Here is an 18,453-nt window from a genome sequence, read left to right on the forward strand (position 1 = left end):
TGCATTCATTGCATGCAATGCGTACGCTGAGTGTGGGAGGTGGTCATGGACATTGGGTCTGTAGCCCTTATGGCTTTGGCCGGCACAGCTGCCGGCGCAATAAACGCGGTTGCAGGTGGCGGGTCGCTGGTGACCTTTCCAACCCTGCTCGCGCTGGGCTACCCGCCCGTCGCGGCCAACGTCATCAACACGGTGGCAGCCTTCCCGGGTTATGTGGGTGGCGTTTGGGGCTATCGCAGGGAACTCAAAGGACAGGCCCGCAGGGTCGCGATCCTGGGAACCACCACCGTGGTTGGTGCCACAGTGGGATCAGCGCTCCTGCTGGTGGGACCGGAATCAACATTTGTTGCTGTGGTTCCGTGGCTGGTGCTTGCATCGACCCTGCTGCTGGCAGCGCAGCCCGTCTTGACCAGATGGGCAGTGGCACGCGTGGGTGGGGTTCAGAATTCAAGCGTGAGAGCTGAACGACTGCATGCCAGCAGTCTCGGTCAGTTGGGTGTGGCTACCTATGGTGGCTACTTCAACGCCGGACTGGGCATCATGATGCTCGGTGTTTTGGGCATTACCCTCGATGAGCGGCTTCCCCGGCTCAACGCACTCAAGAGTGTGCTGTCCGCCGTCGCGAGCGCTGTCTCCCTTGTCTTCTTCGGTATCTTCGCGACTGTCGCATGGCCCGCGGCATTTGTGATGGCCGCCGCTGGACTGCTCGGAGGATGGATCGGTGCCGTTCTGGGCCGACGCATTCCGGATGTCCTGCTGCGGCGTTGCGTAGTCATTTTTGGCCTTGTCATTTTCGTCGTTCTTTGGATGGATCATGCTTCCTCAACGCACTAGCTTGCTACTGCAAAATGCCTTTATTTTGTCCCTCGACCCGGACGTCCCCGATGGGATCACGGACATCCTGATCAGGGATGGCATTATCGAAAAACTCGGGCAGGGCCTCGCCCTCCCCAATGGAGTGGAACAGATAGACGGCACCGGAAACCTGGTGATGCCTGGTTTCGTAGACACACACTGGCATCTGTGGAATTCACTTCTGCGGGGAACGGTGGGGGATGGGCCCGGACGGGACTACTTCTCAGTCAAGCGTGGCCTCGCCCCCCACCTTAATGACGATGACTTCTACTGGTCCGCCAGGTTCGCCCTGGCAGAAGCAGTACAGAACGGAATCACCACCGTCCATAACTGGGACCACAACGTCCGCGGTGCGGGCGATATAGATGCGAACATCCAAGCGCATTTGGATTCGGGGTTGAGGGGCCGATTCTCCTATGGGCCAAGGGATTCCTCGGGTGCCGACGAAGTGATGGATTTCGACGGTCTGGACGATGCCATCAACAGATGGACTTCCGACCGCCTTGACGGGCGGATCCATTTCGGGGTGGCGTTGCGGGGACCCTATCGCACATCCACGGAGCTTGCTGCGCGGGAATGGAGCTGTGCCAGGGAACGCAACGTTCCCATCACCATGCATTGCGACCGCTGCATGCGGGAACCTGGTTGCCAGTCGTGTGGCCTGACCAGACTGGACCGTGAGGGATTGCTCGGACCGGACGTCCAGGTGGTTCACGCCGTGCACGCCAGCGCGGAGGACATTGAAGCCATTGCCCGGACAGGAACCAGGATTTCGGTGAGCCCACTTTCGGAAATGCGCACCATGGGCTTTCCGGTGGTCACGGAGTTCCTTGAAGCGGACGTTCTGACATCACTTTCTGTGGACACACTCGCCATGCCGGCAAACGCAGACGTACTTTCCAGCTTGCGGGCGTTGCTCTCCGTTGAGCACGCACGCACGAGACGGGCAACACTGACTCCTCGAATTGCCCTCGAGATGGCTACCATCCGTGCCGCCAAGGATCTTGGCATCGATGGGATCACAGGATCCATCAGACAGGGCAAACGGGCCGATCTGATCATCTTCGACAGGTCAAGTACCTCGCTTCTTCCAACGGGTGATCCTGCCGAAAGCCTCGTCTATCACGGAACTTCCGCGGCAATCCGCACCGTCATCAGCGATGGACGCGTTCTTCTTCGTGAAGGCGAACTGGTACAACAGACGGCCCGCCAAGCCATCGATACGGCCACAGAGCGGCGCGACGCCCTGGTCCAGCGCGCAACGGCAGCCGGAACCTGGGACCAATGGATCAGCAACAATCAGGAAGGCAATCAACGATGATAAGCCAAAACAACTCAACGGCCGTGCCCAAGGAACGGCCTCCGGCGTCAGCGGAGCGTGTCCAACGGCTCGGCAGCTCCGGAGCCATGCTCATGTTCCTGCTTATCCTCCTGGCCTACTCAGTCAATGCAATGGACCGCATGGTTTTCCCGGTCCTGCTGACAGAGGTCAGGACAGAATACGGGTTTGGGCTTCCCGAGGCCGGGCTTCAATCCACACTCTTCGCCTTGGGAATGGGACTTACGGGTATCCCGGCCGGTATGGCCTTGCGCCGCGTAAACCGGAAACACGTCCTGATCATGGGTACAGTCCTCTTCTCCATCGCCACGGTACTCACGGTGTTGAGCGCCGGTTTCTGGGACATGCTGCTGTGGCGGGTCCTCAGCGGTGTAGGTGAAGCCTTGCAGTTGGTGGCCATCCTTACTGTGGCAACACATGCCTTTCCCAGGCACCGTGGCATCGCGATCGGTTCAGTAAACGTCGCCTTCGCCACGGGCGCGCTGGTGGGCCCAAACCTCGGAGTCTTCCTCCACCAGGAGTTTGATTCCTGGCGTGCTCCGATGATTGCCTTCGGAGCCATCGGGATCGTAGCTGCGCTTCTGGTTGCGGTGTTCGTCCGCTCGTCATTCACGGAACGGCGCTCCGTCCAGGAGGCAACCCATTACGTAGGTGGGGCAACCAGCTTTTTCAGCCGTAATCCCCTGATCCTGGCGGTGATCACAGTGCTGTTCGGTCTCATAGATTTTGGCTACATAGGAATGTATGCCAGTTTCCTGATCGAGCACCTGCATTTCAAACAGGCTGATGCAGCTCTTGCCGTCGGGTTATCCGGACTTGCGGCTTTCGCCTCTCCCCTGGGGGGTTGGCTTGTTGATCGCCTGACTCCCAAAATTGCCATCACATCGTTGAGCGTCGCGCAGGCCGTCTGTGGTGCTGCATTGTTCGCAGGACCCGCAACCGTTGCGTGGCAGGCCGTATGGTCGTTCCTCTTTGGGCTGGTGGCCAGCTCCGGGCTCTACGTTGGGCTCGTCGCTTCCCTGGTCAAAAGCATGAATGAATCCCACTCATCCCGCGCTTCAGGCCTCTTCACAACGTGCATCTACACGGCAGCGGGCTTCGCCGGGTTGGCCTTCAGCCTTCTTGTCGGAAACACCGACTGGAGCACCGCCGGCCTGGTCCAGATCACAGGCCTGTCCGTGGCCTCCGGTCTGCTGGCTTTGGCCCTGCGAACGGCCGACTTCAGTCGGCTGGCCCCTTCGGCCACTATTCCGGACCCCGTAACCACCACTCAGGAGTAACCAATGCAAACACTTTGGAAAACAACCCAACCCGTTGTTCCCGTATCCGGTTCCGACCACGGCTTCCCCGTCCGCCGCATCTACTGCGTGGGGAGGAACTATGTGGACCACATTCGCGAGATGCGTGAAGGCGACGAACGCGACGATCCGTTCTTCTTCCAGAAGCCAACTGATTGCGTCGAACTGGACGGCGCGGCCATCGCCTACCCGCAATCAACCGATGACTTCCAGTTCGAGGGTGAACTGGTAGTGGCAGTGGGCAAGCGGCTTCGCAACAGCCAGCCAGAAGATACTTCCGATGCTGTGTTTGGCTACGCTGCTGGAATCGACCTGACCCGCAGGGACCTGCAAAGAAATTCAGTGTCCCAGGCGCGTCCTTGGGAGCCAGGTAAATCGTTTGACAGCTCGGCTCCTTGCGGCCCGATCCTTCCAGCGGCATCGGTGCAGGACCTGGAAACCGCAACCTTGGTTCTCACTGTCAATGGAAAGGAGCGTCAGCGAACGAGCCTGGGCCTGATGATCTGGTCCGTTCCGGAAATCCTTTCCCGGCTTAGCTCCCTGTACACCCTGGAACCGGGTGACTTGATTTACACGGGTACCCCAGCGGGCGTTTCGGCCATTGTTCCCGGCGACCAGGTCTCCGTGGAGATTACGGGCCTTCCACAACTGAGCATCGCAGTGACCGAGCAGGAGGAATCATGAAACCGAGCGAACGGATCGACTATGAGGCGATTGTTGATCGTCCAGTGCGACTTCTGCCGGACGGCAAGAAGGTAGCGGTCTGGGTGATAGTCAACATTGAGGAGTGGAATGACGATGAGGCGATGCCGCGCACTGTCCTGAGTCCTCCGGCCGGCGGCGTCCCCACGCCGGACGTGCCCAACTGGTGCTGGCATGAATATGGAAACAGGGTTGGTTTCTGGAGGCTCTTGAAGGCGCTCGATGAGTTCGGCATCCCGGTGGCATTGGCCGTCAACGGCAAGGCCGTAACGTCTTACCCGGCGATAACTGCGGCTGCAAAGGAACGCGGCTGGGAGTTCATTGGCCACGGCTATGGCCAGAAAAACATGCAGAAAGTGCCGGACGAGCGCGAAGATATCCGGCTGACCACCGACGCCATCCGCCAAGCCACCGGCAAGGCCCCGCGTGGCTGGCTGGGTCCTGGCCTGACGGAAACCTGGGAGACGCCGGACATCCTGGTGGAGGAGGGCTATGAGTACGTCTGTGACTGGGTATTGGATGACCAGCCTGTTGAACTCCGTACGCGGACAAGGCCCATCACCAGCATCCCTTACACGCAGGAGTGCAATGACGTGGCAATGATGCTGATCCAGCACCATCCCGCCCGTGAATATCTCCAGCGTGCCAAGGACCAGTTTGACCAGCTTGCCGAGGACTCGGCGGAATCGGCCAGGGTTATGGCGCTGGTCATCCACCCCTACATCATGGCCGCGCCGCACCGCCTGACCTACTTCAAGCAGGCGCTGGCGCATATCAGGGCCGATGCCAGGTCTGTGTTCATGACGGGGGAGCAGATTCTGGATTGGCACCAGCAAACGGCCGGTTACCCTGTTTCGGATGCCCTTCAGGCATCTTCCGCTCGATGAGCGGCGCGGGAGCGGAAGACACCGACCGCTCCCGCGCTCTGCCTAAGAAGACAAGCCATGGCGGGGTCTTATCCCGGCAACGGCAGCTCGTGTTCTGCCGCCACTTCGCGCAGCAGCCGGACGGCATGCCGGATATTGGGGCTGGCGGTCATGGTCTTCCGATACACGATTCCCACGGCTCGCTGCTGGATGGGGTTGACGACCGGCACTGCAACGACGCCGGGTGGCAGGGGTGGCCTGCCAAGCCGAGGCACCAGTGCTACGGCCACGGCCTGCTCCACCATCGCAATATGGGTGGAGAAATCGGGATCGTAGACACGGATATCGGGGACCCGCCCAAGCCCGGCGAAGATCTGGAGGAGGGCTTCGTTGCAGATGGCGCCGGCCGGCGTACTGACCCAGGTTTCGTCCAGCAGGTCTTCACGCTCGACGACGGTCCGTCCGGCAAGTTCGTGGCTGCTGTTAACGAGGACGTCGGCCTGGTCCAGGCAGAGGTCCTCGTGCACCAGGTTCTCAGGAATGACCAGCGGCACGGAGTTCCAGTTGTGCACTACCGCAAGCTCAGCCTCGCCTGAAGCAACCCGGTGCACGGCTTCACGCGGGTCCTCCGCCAGTACGCTGACTTCAAGTTCCGAATCCCTACCGATACGTCCGAGCATGGGCCCCACCAAGCCACGGCAGGCCGTTGAGAACGCCACCAGCCGCAGCAGCCCGGAAGGCTTCGCGGGATCGGCGAGGAGTGTTGCCTGGAGTTCCTCGAGTTCGCCCATTATTCGCCGTCCATAGCCGGCGAGGGCAAGGCCCCGTTCCGTAAGGAGTACACCGCGGCCATTGCGTTCCAGGACGGCCACTCCGGTTTGCTTCTCCAGCTTCTTTATCTGCTGGGAAACCGCCGAAGGACTGTAGCCCATCACGTCCGAGGCGGCCACGACAGATCCGTGCTGTTCCACAGCTACCAGGGCGCGCAGAGCTGAAATGTCGATCATGAAGTAAACCTACTTGATTTCATACAGAATTCAACGCTGGTGCTTAAACCATTCGAGATGCCACAGTGATTCTTGTGAACCTTCGCCACTCCGCCCTCGCCGTCCTCGTCGCTGTCCTTTGGGGCGTGAACTTTGTCGCGATAGACCTTGGCCTCCACGCCAACGGCCGCGATGTCCCGCCGTTGCTGTTCGTCGCCTTCCGATTCCTGCTGGTCGTTTTTCCGTTCATTCTGTTTATCCGCAAACCCGACGTGAGCTGGAAGGCGATCATCGGCGTCGGGCTTTTCATGAGCGCTGGTCAGTTTGGACTGCTGTACCTGGGCATGGCTCTGGGGATGCCGGCGGGCCTGGCCTCCCTCGTCTTGCAGGCGCAGGTGCTGTTCACAGTGCTGATCGCGGCCCGGTTCCTTGGCGAGAGGCCCAGCCGCAGGCAGATGCTGGGCGTTGTGCTCGGCCTCGCGGGTCTGGGCGTGGTCGCGGTGGGGCGCAGTGCCGTGGCTCCTATCCTGCCTCTCATGATTGTGCTGGCGGCGGCGTTATCCTGGGCGATCGGAAACGTGGTTGCGCGGCACTCGAAAGCGGCGTCGGGCCTTGGGTTGGTGGTCTGGTCCGGGGCCGTAGTGCCGCTCCCTTTGGCGGGATTGTCACTCGTAGTGGACGGCCCCAGCACAGTGTGGGCGACCATCACGGACCTCCAAATACCCACCATCCTGAGCGCCATCTACACGGCGGTTTTCGCCTCGCTTATCGGGTACGGCATCTGGAACCGGCTGTTGACGCTCTACCCGAGTTCCGACGTCGTGCCGTTCACGCTGCTGGTTCCAGTGGTCGGCATGACGGCTGCCTGGCTGGTCCTGAACGAAATCCCAACAGCGCCCGAAATTATGGGAGGGCTGATCCTGCTCGTCGGAGTCGCGACCGCCGTGCTCGGCGCCTCACGAAAACGTCCGGAAACTCCCGTTGTGAGGCCTGCTCTGCGCGTCTAATCGCCCGCGAAGCACGCAGAGCGGGCCCCGCAACGCAGGGGGCTAGCGCTTGGAAGCGGGCTTGCGCTGTGTGGAAACGCCCGACGCCGGACGCTTGGCTGCCGTCGAAGGCGTACGGGGTGTTGCGGGACGCTTCGCTGGAGAGGCTTTTGCGGCGCTCGAAGGACGTGCCGTCGACGTAGTTGGCCGTTTGGCAGGCGCGGCTGGACGTGAGCTGGCAGCTCGTTTGGTTGGCGTTGTGGCCCGCTTAGGCACTGGGGCGGGTTGCTTGGCCCTGCTGAAACCAAACGATGGCCAGACCGCCCCGAGGAACAGCACAGCCAGCGTCCCCACCCCAGCCACTGCGGCCAGGTAGAAGTAGATGTCTGAGTCCTCGGTGCTTACGGCACTCCCCATGGCGTTGGCGTCCTGGTTGAACGCGAGGCCCCACATGCGCAGGAATGCAATGCTGAAGCCGATGAACAGGCTGGTCCCGGCAGCGCCAAGGAGAACCACGAGGTATCGCCGCCGGTTGAAGACCTGCACTATCGATGCCAAATAGCAGGTCAGCACCGCTCCCAGGAACAAGTACAGAACCAGTTCCTCGAGGACCACGGCTGCGAGCACCAAGAGCCCGAGGGACACAAAAGCGGCTACCACCGCAAGCTTTCCGCTGTTCCCCATGTGACGCATGAGTCTAATCATCGCCGACCAGCGGGCCACGCCACGCCGTCGTAGATTGCAGTTGGATACCGTTCCCGGGGAAGACCTACTTCACGACGTACCCGTGCATGATGGTCATGACCGCGGCGACACTCTGTTCCCGGGTGCGCTCGGGGTTGTAGGTTTGTCGGTCGAGTCCCACCACGAAGATGGCCCCGAAAATGGCCGCCTCCAGGCTGCCGCGGACGATTGACTCGTCCACCTTGTATCCGGCGGCCACACGTTCCACCGCCGAACCGATCACGGCCAGGAGTTCGCCTCGTAGCTCCGCAAACACGGCACTCCACTCGCCTGGCGTCCGCCAGTTTTCGCTCACCCACAGCCGCGCGAAAGACGGGTACTCGTCCATGAACTCCATGGCCTGGCCGACCATGTTCTTCATGGCTTCGAGGGGATCGCTGGCTTGGCCTTCGATTGCCTGGAGACGGACCAGCATGATGTCCACGCCATGCCGCAGCAGCTGCGCGATGAGGTCCGATTTGCTGCCGAAGTTGTAGTAGACCGTCCCCTTGGACACGCCGGCCGCGGCCGCGATCTCATCCACGGTGACGCCTGCAGCGCCACGTTCGCCAATCAGCTCCATGGACGCTTCGAAGAGGCGCTGCTTGGTGGCGTTGGTGCGCCCGGGACGCAGCTTCTTTTCCGCGGTTCCTGCGGCGGGCCCCGGCTCTGAAGGGGCTGCCGGCTGGGTGCTGGTCATACTGCGATCTCCGGCTTCAGCGTCTTGAGGGTCCACATCTTGTGTTTGCGGACAGCGAGCGTGGACAGTGCCGCTCCCAGCAAAGTGTATCCAAGCAGGCCCAGGACCGTCGGCCAGATCATGCTGAGTTCGCCGCCGTAGATCAGATGCCGCATCCCGGTGACGACGTAGCCCATGGGCAGGACTTCGTGCACCACGTGAAGTGGCATGGGAGTGGTCTGCCAAGGGAACGTACCGCCCGAGGACACGAGCTGCAGAACCAGCAGGATCAGCACCACGAACTTGCCCGGGGTTCCCATGAGCGCGACGATGCCTTGGATGATCGCGCTGAACGCCATTACGGCGGCGAGCATGAACAGCCACATGCCCACGGGGTGGGCGGCGTTCAAGCCGAGGCCCAAATTCACCACGAGGGTCAGGATCGTGGCCTGCAGGACCGAGACAACGAAGAACGGAAGCCAGCCTCCGACGGCGATTTTCCATGCCGGGGCGTTCGACGCCAGCGCCCGCTGGGTGATAGGTCGCATGGCCTGTACCAGCATGAACACACCGATCCAGAGCGCCAGCGTCAGGAAGAAGGGTGCCAGGCCGGCGCCATAAGAACCTGCCTTGGCCTGCGATACGTTGTCCACCGCGACCGGATCTGCGATCACTTTGGAAACACTGCTCTTCTGTTCATCGTTCGGGTTCGGGATTTCCCCGGCACCCTTGGCAAGCTCTGTGGCCAGGGTATGTGAGCCATCGGAAGCCTTCACTGCGCCAGTGGCAAGCTGTCCGGCACCGTCGTTGAGTTGGTGGGCGCCGTCGTCGAGCTTTATGGCACCGTCCAGTGCGCTCTGCTGGCCGGCGGCCAGCGCGGAAACCCCGGTTTTCAGCTGCCCGGCTCCGGCCGCTGCCTGCGAAATCGCGTCCGTGAGAGCAGGCGTTGCGGCGGCGAGCTTCGATGCCCCTGCGCTCACCGCAGCTGAACCATCGGAGAGCTGTTGGATCTTGGCGGCGTCGCCCGCGATCTTGGCCTTTGCGTCCGTGACGGGGCTAGATGCGGCGGCCGCGTCGAAGTCCGCCAGGACCTTGTCTGCCTGCTCCTGCGTCAGTACGCCGGCGGTGACCAGACGGGTGTTGGATTCCACAACACGGTTGCGGAGGCCCTTGTCCGCGGCATCCAGCTGCCCGACGACGTCCTGGACCTTCGCATTCAGCTCGGCGTTCCCGGCGGCTACTTGCGCCGCACCGTCGGCAAGCTTTTGCGAATCCGCCGGGAGGGTAGCCGTTTTGTTCTTCAGCTCAGTGAGGCCCGAGCTCAGCTGACCGGCGCCGCTGTTGAGTTGCACAGCGCCGTCGCGCAGTTCGGTCTGCCCGGCGACCAGCTGATCGGCCCCGGTGACCAACTGCGTGGTTCCGTCATGCAGCCTTGCAGCGCCATCGCTGAGCTGACCCACTCCCGTGGCGAGTTCGGACGCTCCGTCCGCAGCTTTCACGATGGAGGAGTGGATGGTACCGAAGCCGGTGAGGAGTTGGTTGGCTGTTTCCTCGCCGACCTCCTTGGCGACCGTTGAATGAACTGCTGTGGTGAGTTTGTCCACGATGGTGCTCAGCAGGTAATTGTTGGCGTCGTTCGTGGTGACATGGAGCATCGCCTGGTTGGCGGCGTCGAAGCTGCCGGGGGAGACCAGGTTTGCGGAGAAGTCCTTGGGGATCCGCAGAGCGAAGGCGTATTCGCCGGTCCGAACACCAGCCTCTGCGGCTTCGGCGCTGGAAACCTGCTTCCAGTTGAAGACGTGGCCGTCTACCAGGCTGTCAGCAACCTTCTTGCCAGCCTGCAGCTCGGTGCCATCCTTGGACGTTGCCCCTGTGTCCTCAACCACCAAGGCGGCGTCGATCTGGTTCAGATTGCCGTACGGATCCCAATTGGCGTAGAGATACACCGCGCCGTAGAGCAGCGGCACCATGGTCAGGGCCAGGATGGTCAGCTTGGGCAGGAGCCCGCCGGTCATGCGCTTGAGTTCGGAGCGGGCGAGCCGCAGAACAGTCACTTTGCAGTCCTTTGAAGGTCTTTGAATTCGGGTTCGGATGCTTCGCCTTGAATCTCGCGGGCCGGGATTGGGCTCGTTGTCGCTTGCGCGTTCGTCGCCTGTGCCGGCTCGGACACTTCAACGGTTTCCGGTTCCTGCGGGTGGGCCACTGAGTTGCCAATTACGGCAGCAGGGCCAGCCCAGTTGTCCGGGAGGGCGCTGACGACGGCGACGACGGCAAGGGGCCGCCCGGCGTCGGACGCCAGTGCCTCAAGCCGGGGCAACCACGCCGCGGGATCGGCGCTGTGGCGATCGGGTGAATCGACCACCAGGAGGTCGGTAGCTGGATCTGCCAAGGCGAGGGCGGTCAGGAGCTCGAGCCGGCGGGCGGCGGGAAGCTGTTCGATCCACAGGCCGGCAATGTCTTCGAAGCTGTTGATCTTCAGCCACGGTTTGCTGAGCAGCGCGCCACGGTAACGGCGGGGGATGAGGGAGAGGTCCTCTGTGACGAGGTCGCGAACGCTTAGATGCTGTTCAGGCTCATTGACGCCGGGCGAATCCACCAAGGCGCTCGCCAGCCGGATCTTCTTGGTCTTGCTGTTGTTGTCCCAACTGAGTACGCCGTTGCTGGGTTTCATGCGGCCACTGAGTGCCAAGGCCAAGGCGGTCCGCTGATCCTGGCCTTCGCCGGCCACGAGCAAGAGTTCGCCACGACGGGCCTGGAGTGACGTTGCCGGAAGGAGGTCATCCCGGCGGCCGTTGATCTGGAGTTGCTGTACGGACAGCACAATGAGCCTTTCGCAGAAATGGTGTCTGCTGAAAGTCTAACTGAACTGACCAGTCAGTTCAAATAAGCGCTAGAGGCCGTACTTCTCCAAAAGCCGCAACCACACCTCGCTGAGGGTGGGGTACGACGGCACAGCGTGCCACAACCTGTCCAAGGGGACTTCGCCTACGATCGCGATGGTGGCCGAGTGGAGCAGTTCAGCTACCCCCGGCCCGACGAACGTAGCGCCAAGGATGACTTTCCGGTCCTCGTCCACCACGATCTGCGCCCACCCTTTGTAATCGGCGGAATAGAGCTGGGATCCGGAGACATTGATGGGCAACTCCACTCCTGTGACGTGCTTGCCCTGGAGCAGGGCCTGCTCAAGGCTGGGACCCACCGAGGCCACTTCCGGATCTGTGAAGACGACGCTTGGAATGGCGTGCTCGTCGGCCGTGTGTGCCCACGCGCTCCAGGGGCGGGGCGTGCCCTGGAGCTTGCCATTTGCCCGGGCAACGATGGCATCGCCGGTAGCCCGGGCTTCGTACTTGCCCTGGTGCGTGAGCAACACATTGCCCGCGGCATCGCCTGCGGCGTACAGCCACAGTCCACTGGTGCCATCGCTTGCCGGGCCCTCCACCAGCCCACTGGCATCCGTGGTGAGCCGGAGCGGTTTTCCGTTCTGCGGTTCAACGCCCACATTTTCCAAGCCCAAATTGGCCAATGCCGGATGCCGGCCGGACGCGACCAGGAGTTTGTCAGCCGTAACGGTCCCGCCGTTGAACGTGACGGTGACCGAGCCGTCGTCGTTCTTTTCCACTTTGTCCACATCCGTGTGGAGGTGGACTGTTACGCCATCGGCGCGCAGCCCGGCCAGGACCAGTTCAGCTGCCTCTTCTGGATAGCTGCTCAGAAGGCGACCACGAGCAATAAGTGTCACCACCGAACCAAGGCGGGCAAAAGCCTGGGCCAATTCGACGCCGGCCACTCCACCTCCGAGCACCGCAAACCGCTGTGGGATGACTTTTGCCGCAGTGGCACCGCGGGTGGTCCAGAAGGGTACGTCCTTGAGGCCCTCGATATCCGGGATGGTAGGTGTGGAACCTGTGGCCACGACCACGGCATGGTGCGCCTTGAGCGCGTAGCTATTGCCGTCGAGCCCGTCCACCTGGACCTCGCGTGGTCCTGTGATGCGCCCGCGCCCACGGATCAGCTCGATGCCGGCGCTATCCAGCCATTCGACCTGGCTCCCGTCCTGCCAATTGTTCGTGAACCAGTCCCGGTGCTTCAGGGCCGACTTTGCGTCGATAACTCCAGTGACCGCTTCCGACGCTCCGGGAATTCCCTGCGCCGCGTGGAGCACGCTGCCTGGCCGGAGGAGCGCTTTGGAAGGAATGCACGCCCAATACGAGCATTCGCCGCCAACCAGTTCGCTTTCCACAACCACTGCCGTCAGTCCGCCACGAGCCACGCGGTCCGCGACATTTTCCCCGACGGCGCCCGCGCCGATCACAATTACGTCGAATTCACGGGAGTTTTCGGCAGCCATGGGAGAAGCCTACAACCGCTGCCGCCGCGTTGTGAGGCCCGTTCCGCGTGCTTCGCGGGGGTTTTGGGGCGCAGAGCAGGCCCAGCAACGCGGGGGCTGAGCCCTTAGGCGTGCATCGCGCCCTTGAACCAGCCCGTAATCGTGGCCGGATGCGTGATCGCGGTGCCCACAACCACTGCGAACGCGCCGGCATTGAGGGCCTGACATGCCTGGGTGGGGGTGTGGATGCGACCTTCGGCGATGAGCGGCTTGCCCAGTTCGGCAGAGGCGATCTGCTCCAGCAACTCCAGGTCCGGGCCGTCGGTCTTGGGGCGCTCGCCGGTGTAACCAGCCAACGTTGTGCCGATCAGGTCCGCGCCGGCTTCAACGGCTGCAACAGCATCGTCGAAGGAACCGCAGTCCGCCATGACCAGCGCGTGGGACTCGGCATGGATGCCGGCAACGGTCGCAGCCAGCGACAAACCGTCCGGGCGGGCCCGGCGTGTGCCATCAAGCGCGACAACATGTGCACCGGCACCAGCCACGGCAAGCGCGTGCCGGAGAGTGGGGGTGATGAAGACCCCATCATGCCCGTCCTTCCAGAGCCCGATGACGGGAACTTCGACGGCGGCACGCGCGAACTGTACGTCGGCTAACCCTTGGACGCGGATCGCCGCAGCACCGCCGATGACAGCCGAGGCCGCCACCTGGGCCGTGGTGCGGGGATCGCGCATGGGTTCGCCGGGATACGCCTGGCAGGAGACGATCAGCTGGGAACGGAGGGCTTTGATGCCTTCGGGGGTCAGGATCATGTTGTCTCTCTTCTAAAGGACGAGTTTCGCGGCACCAACGATGGCCGCGGTGTTGCCCAGGGTTGCCCGCAGCACGGGGACCTTGGCCAACGGTGCCAGTAATTCCTGGCGCAAAGCCGTCTCCATGGGCTTCCACCAAAGATCGGCGGCGTCGGCCAGTCCACCAGAAATCACCACGGTTTCAGGGTCAAGAATGTTGATGAGTCCGCCCACCGCTTGGCCTGCGGCGGCCGCGCCGAGACCAACGGCCCGCAACGCGGCGGCGCGCCCGTCAGCGGACACAGCGGCAGCACCGCCGTCGTGAGTTCCCGAAGCGGCCAGCGCAAACACGCCCCGCGTGTCCGCTGCCTCATGCGAGGAACCACCAAAGCGCAGGTACGACTCGTAGATGGCGGGCCCCGAAGCCACGGCCTCGACGTGTCCTGATCCACCACACACACAAGACAGCGGAACGCCGTCAAATACAGCCAGCGGCGACGCGAAGTGACCCACATGCCCGCCAACAAAGCGGTGTCCGAGAACAGGTTCGCCGTTCAGCACAAAGCTCCCGCCGACGCCGGTTCCGAACGCCACCATGAGCGAACTTGAGGAGCCGGCGGCCGCGCCAAGCCAGGCCTCACCGAGGGCGTGGGCGTGGACGTCGTTGACGGCCCGGACCGCCGAAAGAGGCAGGGAAAGCCGGGTGGACAGCCCTGAAACAAGCTCAGTCCCGGCCCAGCCATGAATCGCATCCGTGGCTGACACCACGGCCCCGGAAGAAGCATCGATGACCCCGGCGGAGCCGATGCCGACGCCGGAAACTGTAACTCCGGCGTCGGCAGCCCGCTCCACCAAGCCCGCGATCAGCGCCGCGGTGGCGTCGAGGATCGCTTCGCCACCGTCCCTGTTCAACGTCGGAATGGTCTCCGACATGAGCACTTCACCACGCTCGGAAACAACCCCGGCGGCAGTTTTGGTGCCGCCGAGGTCAACACCGACCACGTGGGTCATGGAAGGGGTCATGAAAATTTAGACCAGCCCGTTCCGTTCCAGGATTTCGCGAATCAACGCCGTTTCGGCATCGTTCAGGGACAGCATGGGCTCGCTCATGGTGTTGGACTCAATAACTCCCATGACCTGCAGCGCGGTCTTGAAAGCACCGAGACCTGCAGCGCCGCCGGAGACGCGACCGTTGGGGGTGTAGACGATCTCGAAGACGTCGGCCAGACGGTCCTGCTCCCTTGCTGCGAGAGCCCAGTCGCCCGTCTGGGCAGCGTCGAACAGGCGGTGGTAGCCGGCAGGATCAACGTTGCCGAGACCCGGAACCACGCCCTGCGCACCGCCCAGGAGGGCGCCGTCCACCACAACTTCGTGGCCAGTGAAGATAGCGAAGTTGGGAATGTCCTTGGCGGCGAGCAGCAGTTGGCGGAACGAAACGTCGTCGCCCGAGGAGTCCTTGACGCCGGCAATGACGCCGTCGCGGCCGAGGCGTACCAAGAGGTCCATGGGCAGCTTGAAGTGCGTGCGGACCGGGACGTCGTAAGCGAAGATCGGCTTCTCGATGGCGGCGTGGATGCTGCGGAAATGCGTCTCGGTTTCCGCCGCATTGCCGATGGCGTAGTACATGGACGTGACAACGATCGCGTCGGCACCTAGATCCACCACCTTCCGCGCTTCCTCGATCACCCGGTTGGTGGTCTGCTCGTTGGCGCCGACGATCAGCGGGACCGCTCCGGCGTTGGCGTCGGCGATGGTGGAGACCACCAGCTCACGCTCGGCGTTGGTGAGGTAGGGGACTTCTCCGGAGGAGCCGAGGACGAAAAGTCCGGACACACCGCCGTCGATCAGGTGCTTGGTGACGTTCTTCAGCGACGCGGTGTCGATGCTGCCGTCGGCGTGGCGGGGGGTGATGACCGGGGGGATGACGCCCTGGAACTGAGTGGACACAGAATTCTCCGTTGTTTGTAGCTTGTGAAGGGAAAAACTAGATGTGGAGCAGGCTCGGCGCGGCGCCCAGCAGCTTCTTGGTGTAGTCGTTGCTGGGGTTGTCGAAGACCTGGGTGGCTGTGCCTTGTTCGACGATCTTGCCGAAGTACATGACGCAGATACGGTCCGAGACGTAGCGGACGGTCTGGATGTCGTGCGAGATGAACACCATGCCGAGGTTCAGCTGGGTCTTCAGGTCAGACAACAGGTTCAGGACCTGCGCGCGGACCGAAACGTCCAGGGCCGACGTCGGCTCGTCAGCCACAATGATGTCAGGATCCAACGCCAGTGCACGGGCGATCGCCACACGCTGGCGCTGACCACCGGAAACCTGCGACGGCGTCACCTCGGCTGCCGAGTGCGGCAGGCCAACCAGCGCCAACAGTTCCTTGACCTTGGCAGCACGGCTGGCAGCGTTTCCGATGCCGTGGATCTGCAGGGGGTCGGTGAGGATGTCCTGGATGGTCATGCGCGGGTTGAGCGCCGTAGCCGGGTCCTGGAAGACGACCGAGACGGAGCGTCCAAACCGCTTTCGCATGGCGGCGTTGCGCTTGATTGCTGGCTTTCCGTGGAACAAGACCTGGCCCGACGTCGGCGGTTGAAGTCCCACAAGTACGGACGCGAGGGTGGACTTGCCACAGCCGGACTCACCAACGATGCCCACGGTTTCGCCGCGGCTGATGGTGAAGTCCACTCCGTCGACGGCTTTGACGATGTTGGGTCGGAAAAGTCCGCCGGTCCTTGCATGGTGGTAGACCTTGACGTCTTTGAGCTCGATGACCGGCTTGGAGCCTGAATCGCTCATTTTGCGTCCTCCTTCAGATGGCTCGCCCAGTAGTGGTCGGCGTCGTCACCGTTGGCGGTTGGAACGGTGGTGAGGACGAGCTTCTGGTTGGGGTCGGCGTCGGCCCTGAGTGAGCGGGCCGCGAAGCGGTCTCCCGCAGCAAAATCGCGCGGTGAAGGGACTGTGCCGGGGATCTGGTGCAGCCGGACGGCGTCGGCCTCGATGGAGAGGACGGCACCCAGCAAGCCGCGGGTGTACTCATGCTTGGGGTTCTGCAGGAGCTCGGAAGCCCGTGCGGATTCCACCACCTGGCCGGCGTACATGACGGTGATACGGTGGGCCAAGGAGGCCACCAACGCGAGGTCGTGACTGACGAATACCATGGCGAAACCAAGTTGCTCACGGAGTTCGTTGAGCAGATCCACCACCTGCTTTTGCACGGTGACATCCAAGGCCGTGGTGGGCTCATCGGCAACAACGATCTTCGGTGAGCGGGACAGGGCCATGGCGATCAGCACGCGCTGGCGTTGGCCGCCGGAGAGCTCATGGGGGTAGCTGGCAAGCGTCCTGGCGGGGTCCAGTTTCACCATTTCCAGCAGTTCAGAAGGTGTCTTTCGGCCACCACGTTTGGTGAGCTGCTCCAGCTGGTCCTTGATCTTCATGGATGGGTTCAGCGAGCTCAACGCGTCCTGGTAGACCATGGCAATCTGCTCGCCGCGCAGGCCCTCATAGGCCTTGGGGTTGCCGTGCTGCGTCTTCGCCTCGAGGAGTTCCTTGCCATCAAACAGGATGGAGCCGGTGACTTGTGCTGTCTTGGGCAGGAGGCCCATCACAGCGAGTGACGTGATCGACTTGCCACAACCGGACTCGCCCACCAGGCCCATGGTTTCGCCTTCGCGGACCGTGAAGGAGACGTTGTCCACGATTGCGGTCTCGCCGAAACGGCCCGGGAAGCGGATAGACAGGTTTTTCACTTCAAGGACATTGCGGGCTCCGGGGGAGACCTGCGGGAGGCGGTCCGTGCGCTTGGCTTCGATGGCTGCCAGCAGTTCCAGTTCGCGGTCCAGGAGGAGGTGGGGGTTGGCGGCGGCCAGCTTCACATCGGTGAGGACGGCGGAGCTGCCCCCATCAGAAGTGACGGTGTCGCCGAAAGCCGGCCGAACGCCGTCGAGCTCGTGTTCCTCCACCACTGACGGCTGGGCAACGGATGTAGCGACCTCGGAATCAACAGCGATAGCCGCGGCCGAGCCGTCGTCGTCCTTCACTGCCGGCGCGCGGCGCAGTTTCGGGTTCACCATGGCGTCGGTGAGGCCCTCGGCGAGGATGTTCAGGGACAGGACAGTCAGCAGAATTGTCAGGCCAGCGAACGTGGTGGCCCACCAGCCACCGGACAGGACCAGATTGCGGCCGTAGGAAATCACGTTGCCCCATGATGGCGCGGGGTCTTGAACGCCGGCCCCGAGGAAGGAGAGCGAGGCTTCCAGGATGATGGCGTCTGCCACCATCACTGTGGCGAACACCAGGACGGGAGCGGCGGTGTTGCGGACGATGTGCTTGACCAGGATGTAGAACCGGCCTGCACCGATCACGCGTTCGGCACGAACGTAGTCTTCGCCATATTGTGCAAGCACGTTGGCGCGGACCACGCGGGCCAGTTGGGGCGTGTAGATGATGGCGATTGCGATGATGATGGTCGGGACCGAGTTACCGAACGCGGCCAGCAAAACTGCGGCCAGTGCGATGCCCGGGAACGCCATGAGGATGTCCATGAGCCGCATGATGATCTCGTTGACCGACTTGCTGGAGGTCGCGGCGAAGGATCCGAGCAGTGCACCGGCGAGGATCGCCAGGCCAACCGCGCCAAGGCCGATCAGCAGCGACGACTGTGCCCCGAACAGGAGGCGCGAGAAGATGTCGCGTCCCAGGCGGTCGGTGCCGAAGAAGTGTTCGGCGCCGGGCGGGGTGGCCGGGATGAACGTCTCAAGGGGATCGTGCGGAGCGATGACCGGCGCGAGGACGGCCGCGAGCACAATCATGACGAGGAAGAGCAGGGCGATGCGGGAGCCCCAGGGCAGGGCCTTGAAGCGGATGCCCGGGGCACTTAGCCGTTCTGCGAGCTTGCTGCGCATGA

17 protein-coding genes are annotated in these 18,453 nt (G+C 62.8%); 6 read left to right on the top strand and 11 right to left on the bottom strand.

Annotated elements, in window-relative coordinates; genetic code table 11:
- Positions 1-45 precede the first annotated feature (45 nt).
- The 5 genes from LDN82_RS03990 to LDN82_RS04010 are packed head-to-tail and all read left to right on the top strand — an operon-like array spanning position 46 to position 5,081.
- A complete protein-coding gene (locus LDN82_RS03990; protein ID WP_224166452.1) occupies positions 46-834 on the top strand; it encodes a sulfite exporter TauE/SafE family protein in 789 nt (262 codons plus the stop codon).
- On the top strand, positions 815-2,176 hold the full coding sequence (locus tag LDN82_RS03995; protein WP_224166453.1) for an amidohydrolase family protein: 1,362 nt from the start codon (positions 815-817) through the stop codon (positions 2,174-2,176). The genes LDN82_RS03990 and LDN82_RS03995 overlap by 20 nt, the downstream gene beginning before the upstream one ends.
- Positions 2,173-3,474, top strand: a complete 1,302-nt coding sequence (locus LDN82_RS04000; RefSeq protein WP_224166454.1) for an MFS transporter — start codon at positions 2,173-2,175, stop codon at positions 3,472-3,474. The genes LDN82_RS03995 and LDN82_RS04000 overlap by 4 nt, the downstream gene beginning before the upstream one ends.
- A gap of 3 nt (positions 3,475-3,477) precedes the next feature.
- Entirely contained in the window at positions 3,478-4,176 is a 699-nt protein-coding gene (locus LDN82_RS04005) for a fumarylacetoacetate hydrolase family protein (RefSeq protein WP_224166455.1), read from the top strand.
- Complete coding sequence (locus LDN82_RS04010; RefSeq protein WP_224166456.1) at positions 4,173-5,081, top strand: polysaccharide deacetylase family protein; 909 nt, start codon at positions 4,173-4,175, stop codon at positions 5,079-5,081. Before LDN82_RS04005 ends, LDN82_RS04010 begins: the two co-directional genes overlap by 4 nt.
- A gap of 68 nt (positions 5,082-5,149) precedes the next feature.
- On the opposite strand, the gene LDN82_RS04015 is transcribed toward LDN82_RS04010, so the two are convergent.
- The gene (locus tag LDN82_RS04015; RefSeq protein ID WP_224094382.1) at positions 5,150-6,067 is read right to left on the bottom strand and encodes a LysR family transcriptional regulator; all 918 of its coding nucleotides are present in this window, start codon (positions 6,065-6,067) and stop codon (positions 5,150-5,152) included.
- A 74-nt stretch (positions 6,068-6,141) separates the two neighbouring features.
- On the opposite strand from LDN82_RS04015, the gene LDN82_RS04020 reads away from it, so the two are divergent.
- On the top strand, positions 6,142-7,053 hold the full coding sequence (locus LDN82_RS04020) for an EamA family transporter (protein ID WP_224167456.1): 912 nt from the start codon (positions 6,142-6,144) through the stop codon (positions 7,051-7,053).
- Between the two features lie 42 nt (positions 7,054-7,095).
- Here the strand turns inward: LDN82_RS04020 and LDN82_RS04025 are convergent, their stop codons facing one another.
- From LDN82_RS04025 to LDN82_RS04070, 10 genes are all read right to left on the bottom strand, one after another.
- Positions 7,096-7,725 carry a hypothetical protein gene (locus LDN82_RS04025; protein WP_224166457.1) on the bottom strand — a complete coding sequence of 210 codons (630 nt, stop codon included), beginning with the start codon at positions 7,723-7,725 and terminating at the stop codon, positions 7,096-7,098.
- Positions 7,726-7,801: 76 nt separating this feature from the next.
- Positions 7,802-8,455, bottom strand: a complete 654-nt coding sequence (locus LDN82_RS04030; protein WP_224166458.1) for a TetR/AcrR family transcriptional regulator — start codon at positions 8,453-8,455, stop codon at positions 7,802-7,804.
- Positions 8,452-10,488 (bottom strand): YhgE/Pip domain-containing protein, encoded by a 2,037-nt coding sequence (locus LDN82_RS04035; protein WP_224166459.1) that lies wholly within the window; start codon positions 10,486-10,488, stop codon positions 8,452-8,454. The genes LDN82_RS04030 and LDN82_RS04035 overlap by 4 nt, the downstream gene beginning before the upstream one ends.
- Positions 10,485-11,255: an ABC transporter ATP-binding protein gene (locus LDN82_RS04040; RefSeq protein WP_224166460.1), complete on the bottom strand. Its 771-nt coding sequence runs from the start codon at positions 11,253-11,255 to the stop codon at positions 10,485-10,487. The genes LDN82_RS04035 and LDN82_RS04040 overlap by 4 nt, the downstream gene beginning before the upstream one ends.
- Positions 11,256-11,324: 69 nt before the next feature.
- Positions 11,325-12,782: an NAD(P)/FAD-dependent oxidoreductase gene (locus LDN82_RS04045; protein WP_224166461.1), complete on the bottom strand. Its 1,458-nt coding sequence runs from the start codon at positions 12,780-12,782 to the stop codon at positions 11,325-11,327.
- Between the two features lie 104 nt (positions 12,783-12,886).
- A complete protein-coding gene (locus LDN82_RS04050; protein ID WP_224166462.1) occupies positions 12,887-13,573 on the bottom strand; it encodes an N-acetylmannosamine-6-phosphate 2-epimerase in 687 nt (228 codons plus the stop codon).
- A gap of 12 nt (positions 13,574-13,585) precedes the next feature.
- Positions 13,586-14,563 (bottom strand): ROK family protein, encoded by a 978-nt coding sequence (locus LDN82_RS04055; RefSeq protein WP_224166463.1) that lies wholly within the window; start codon positions 14,561-14,563, stop codon positions 13,586-13,588.
- An 18-nt stretch (positions 14,564-14,581) separates the two neighbouring features.
- Positions 14,582-15,499 carry a dihydrodipicolinate synthase family protein gene (locus tag LDN82_RS04060; protein ID WP_224166464.1) on the bottom strand — a complete coding sequence of 306 codons (918 nt, stop codon included), beginning with the start codon at positions 15,497-15,499 and terminating at the stop codon, positions 14,582-14,584.
- Between the two features lie 37 nt (positions 15,500-15,536).
- Entirely contained in the window at positions 15,537-16,343 is an 807-nt protein-coding gene (locus LDN82_RS04065; protein ID WP_224094394.1) for an ATP-binding cassette domain-containing protein, read from the bottom strand.
- Positions 16,340-18,451: a dipeptide/oligopeptide/nickel ABC transporter permease/ATP-binding protein gene (locus tag LDN82_RS04070; RefSeq protein WP_224166465.1), complete on the bottom strand. Its 2,112-nt coding sequence runs from the start codon at positions 18,449-18,451 to the stop codon at positions 16,340-16,342. The genes LDN82_RS04065 and LDN82_RS04070 overlap by 4 nt, the downstream gene beginning before the upstream one ends.
- Positions 18,452-18,453 lie beyond the last annotated feature (2 nt).

Source organism: Arthrobacter sp. StoSoilA2 (assembly GCF_019977195.1).
Taxonomy (GTDB): Bacteria; Actinomycetota; Actinomycetes; order Actinomycetales; family Micrococcaceae; genus Arthrobacter.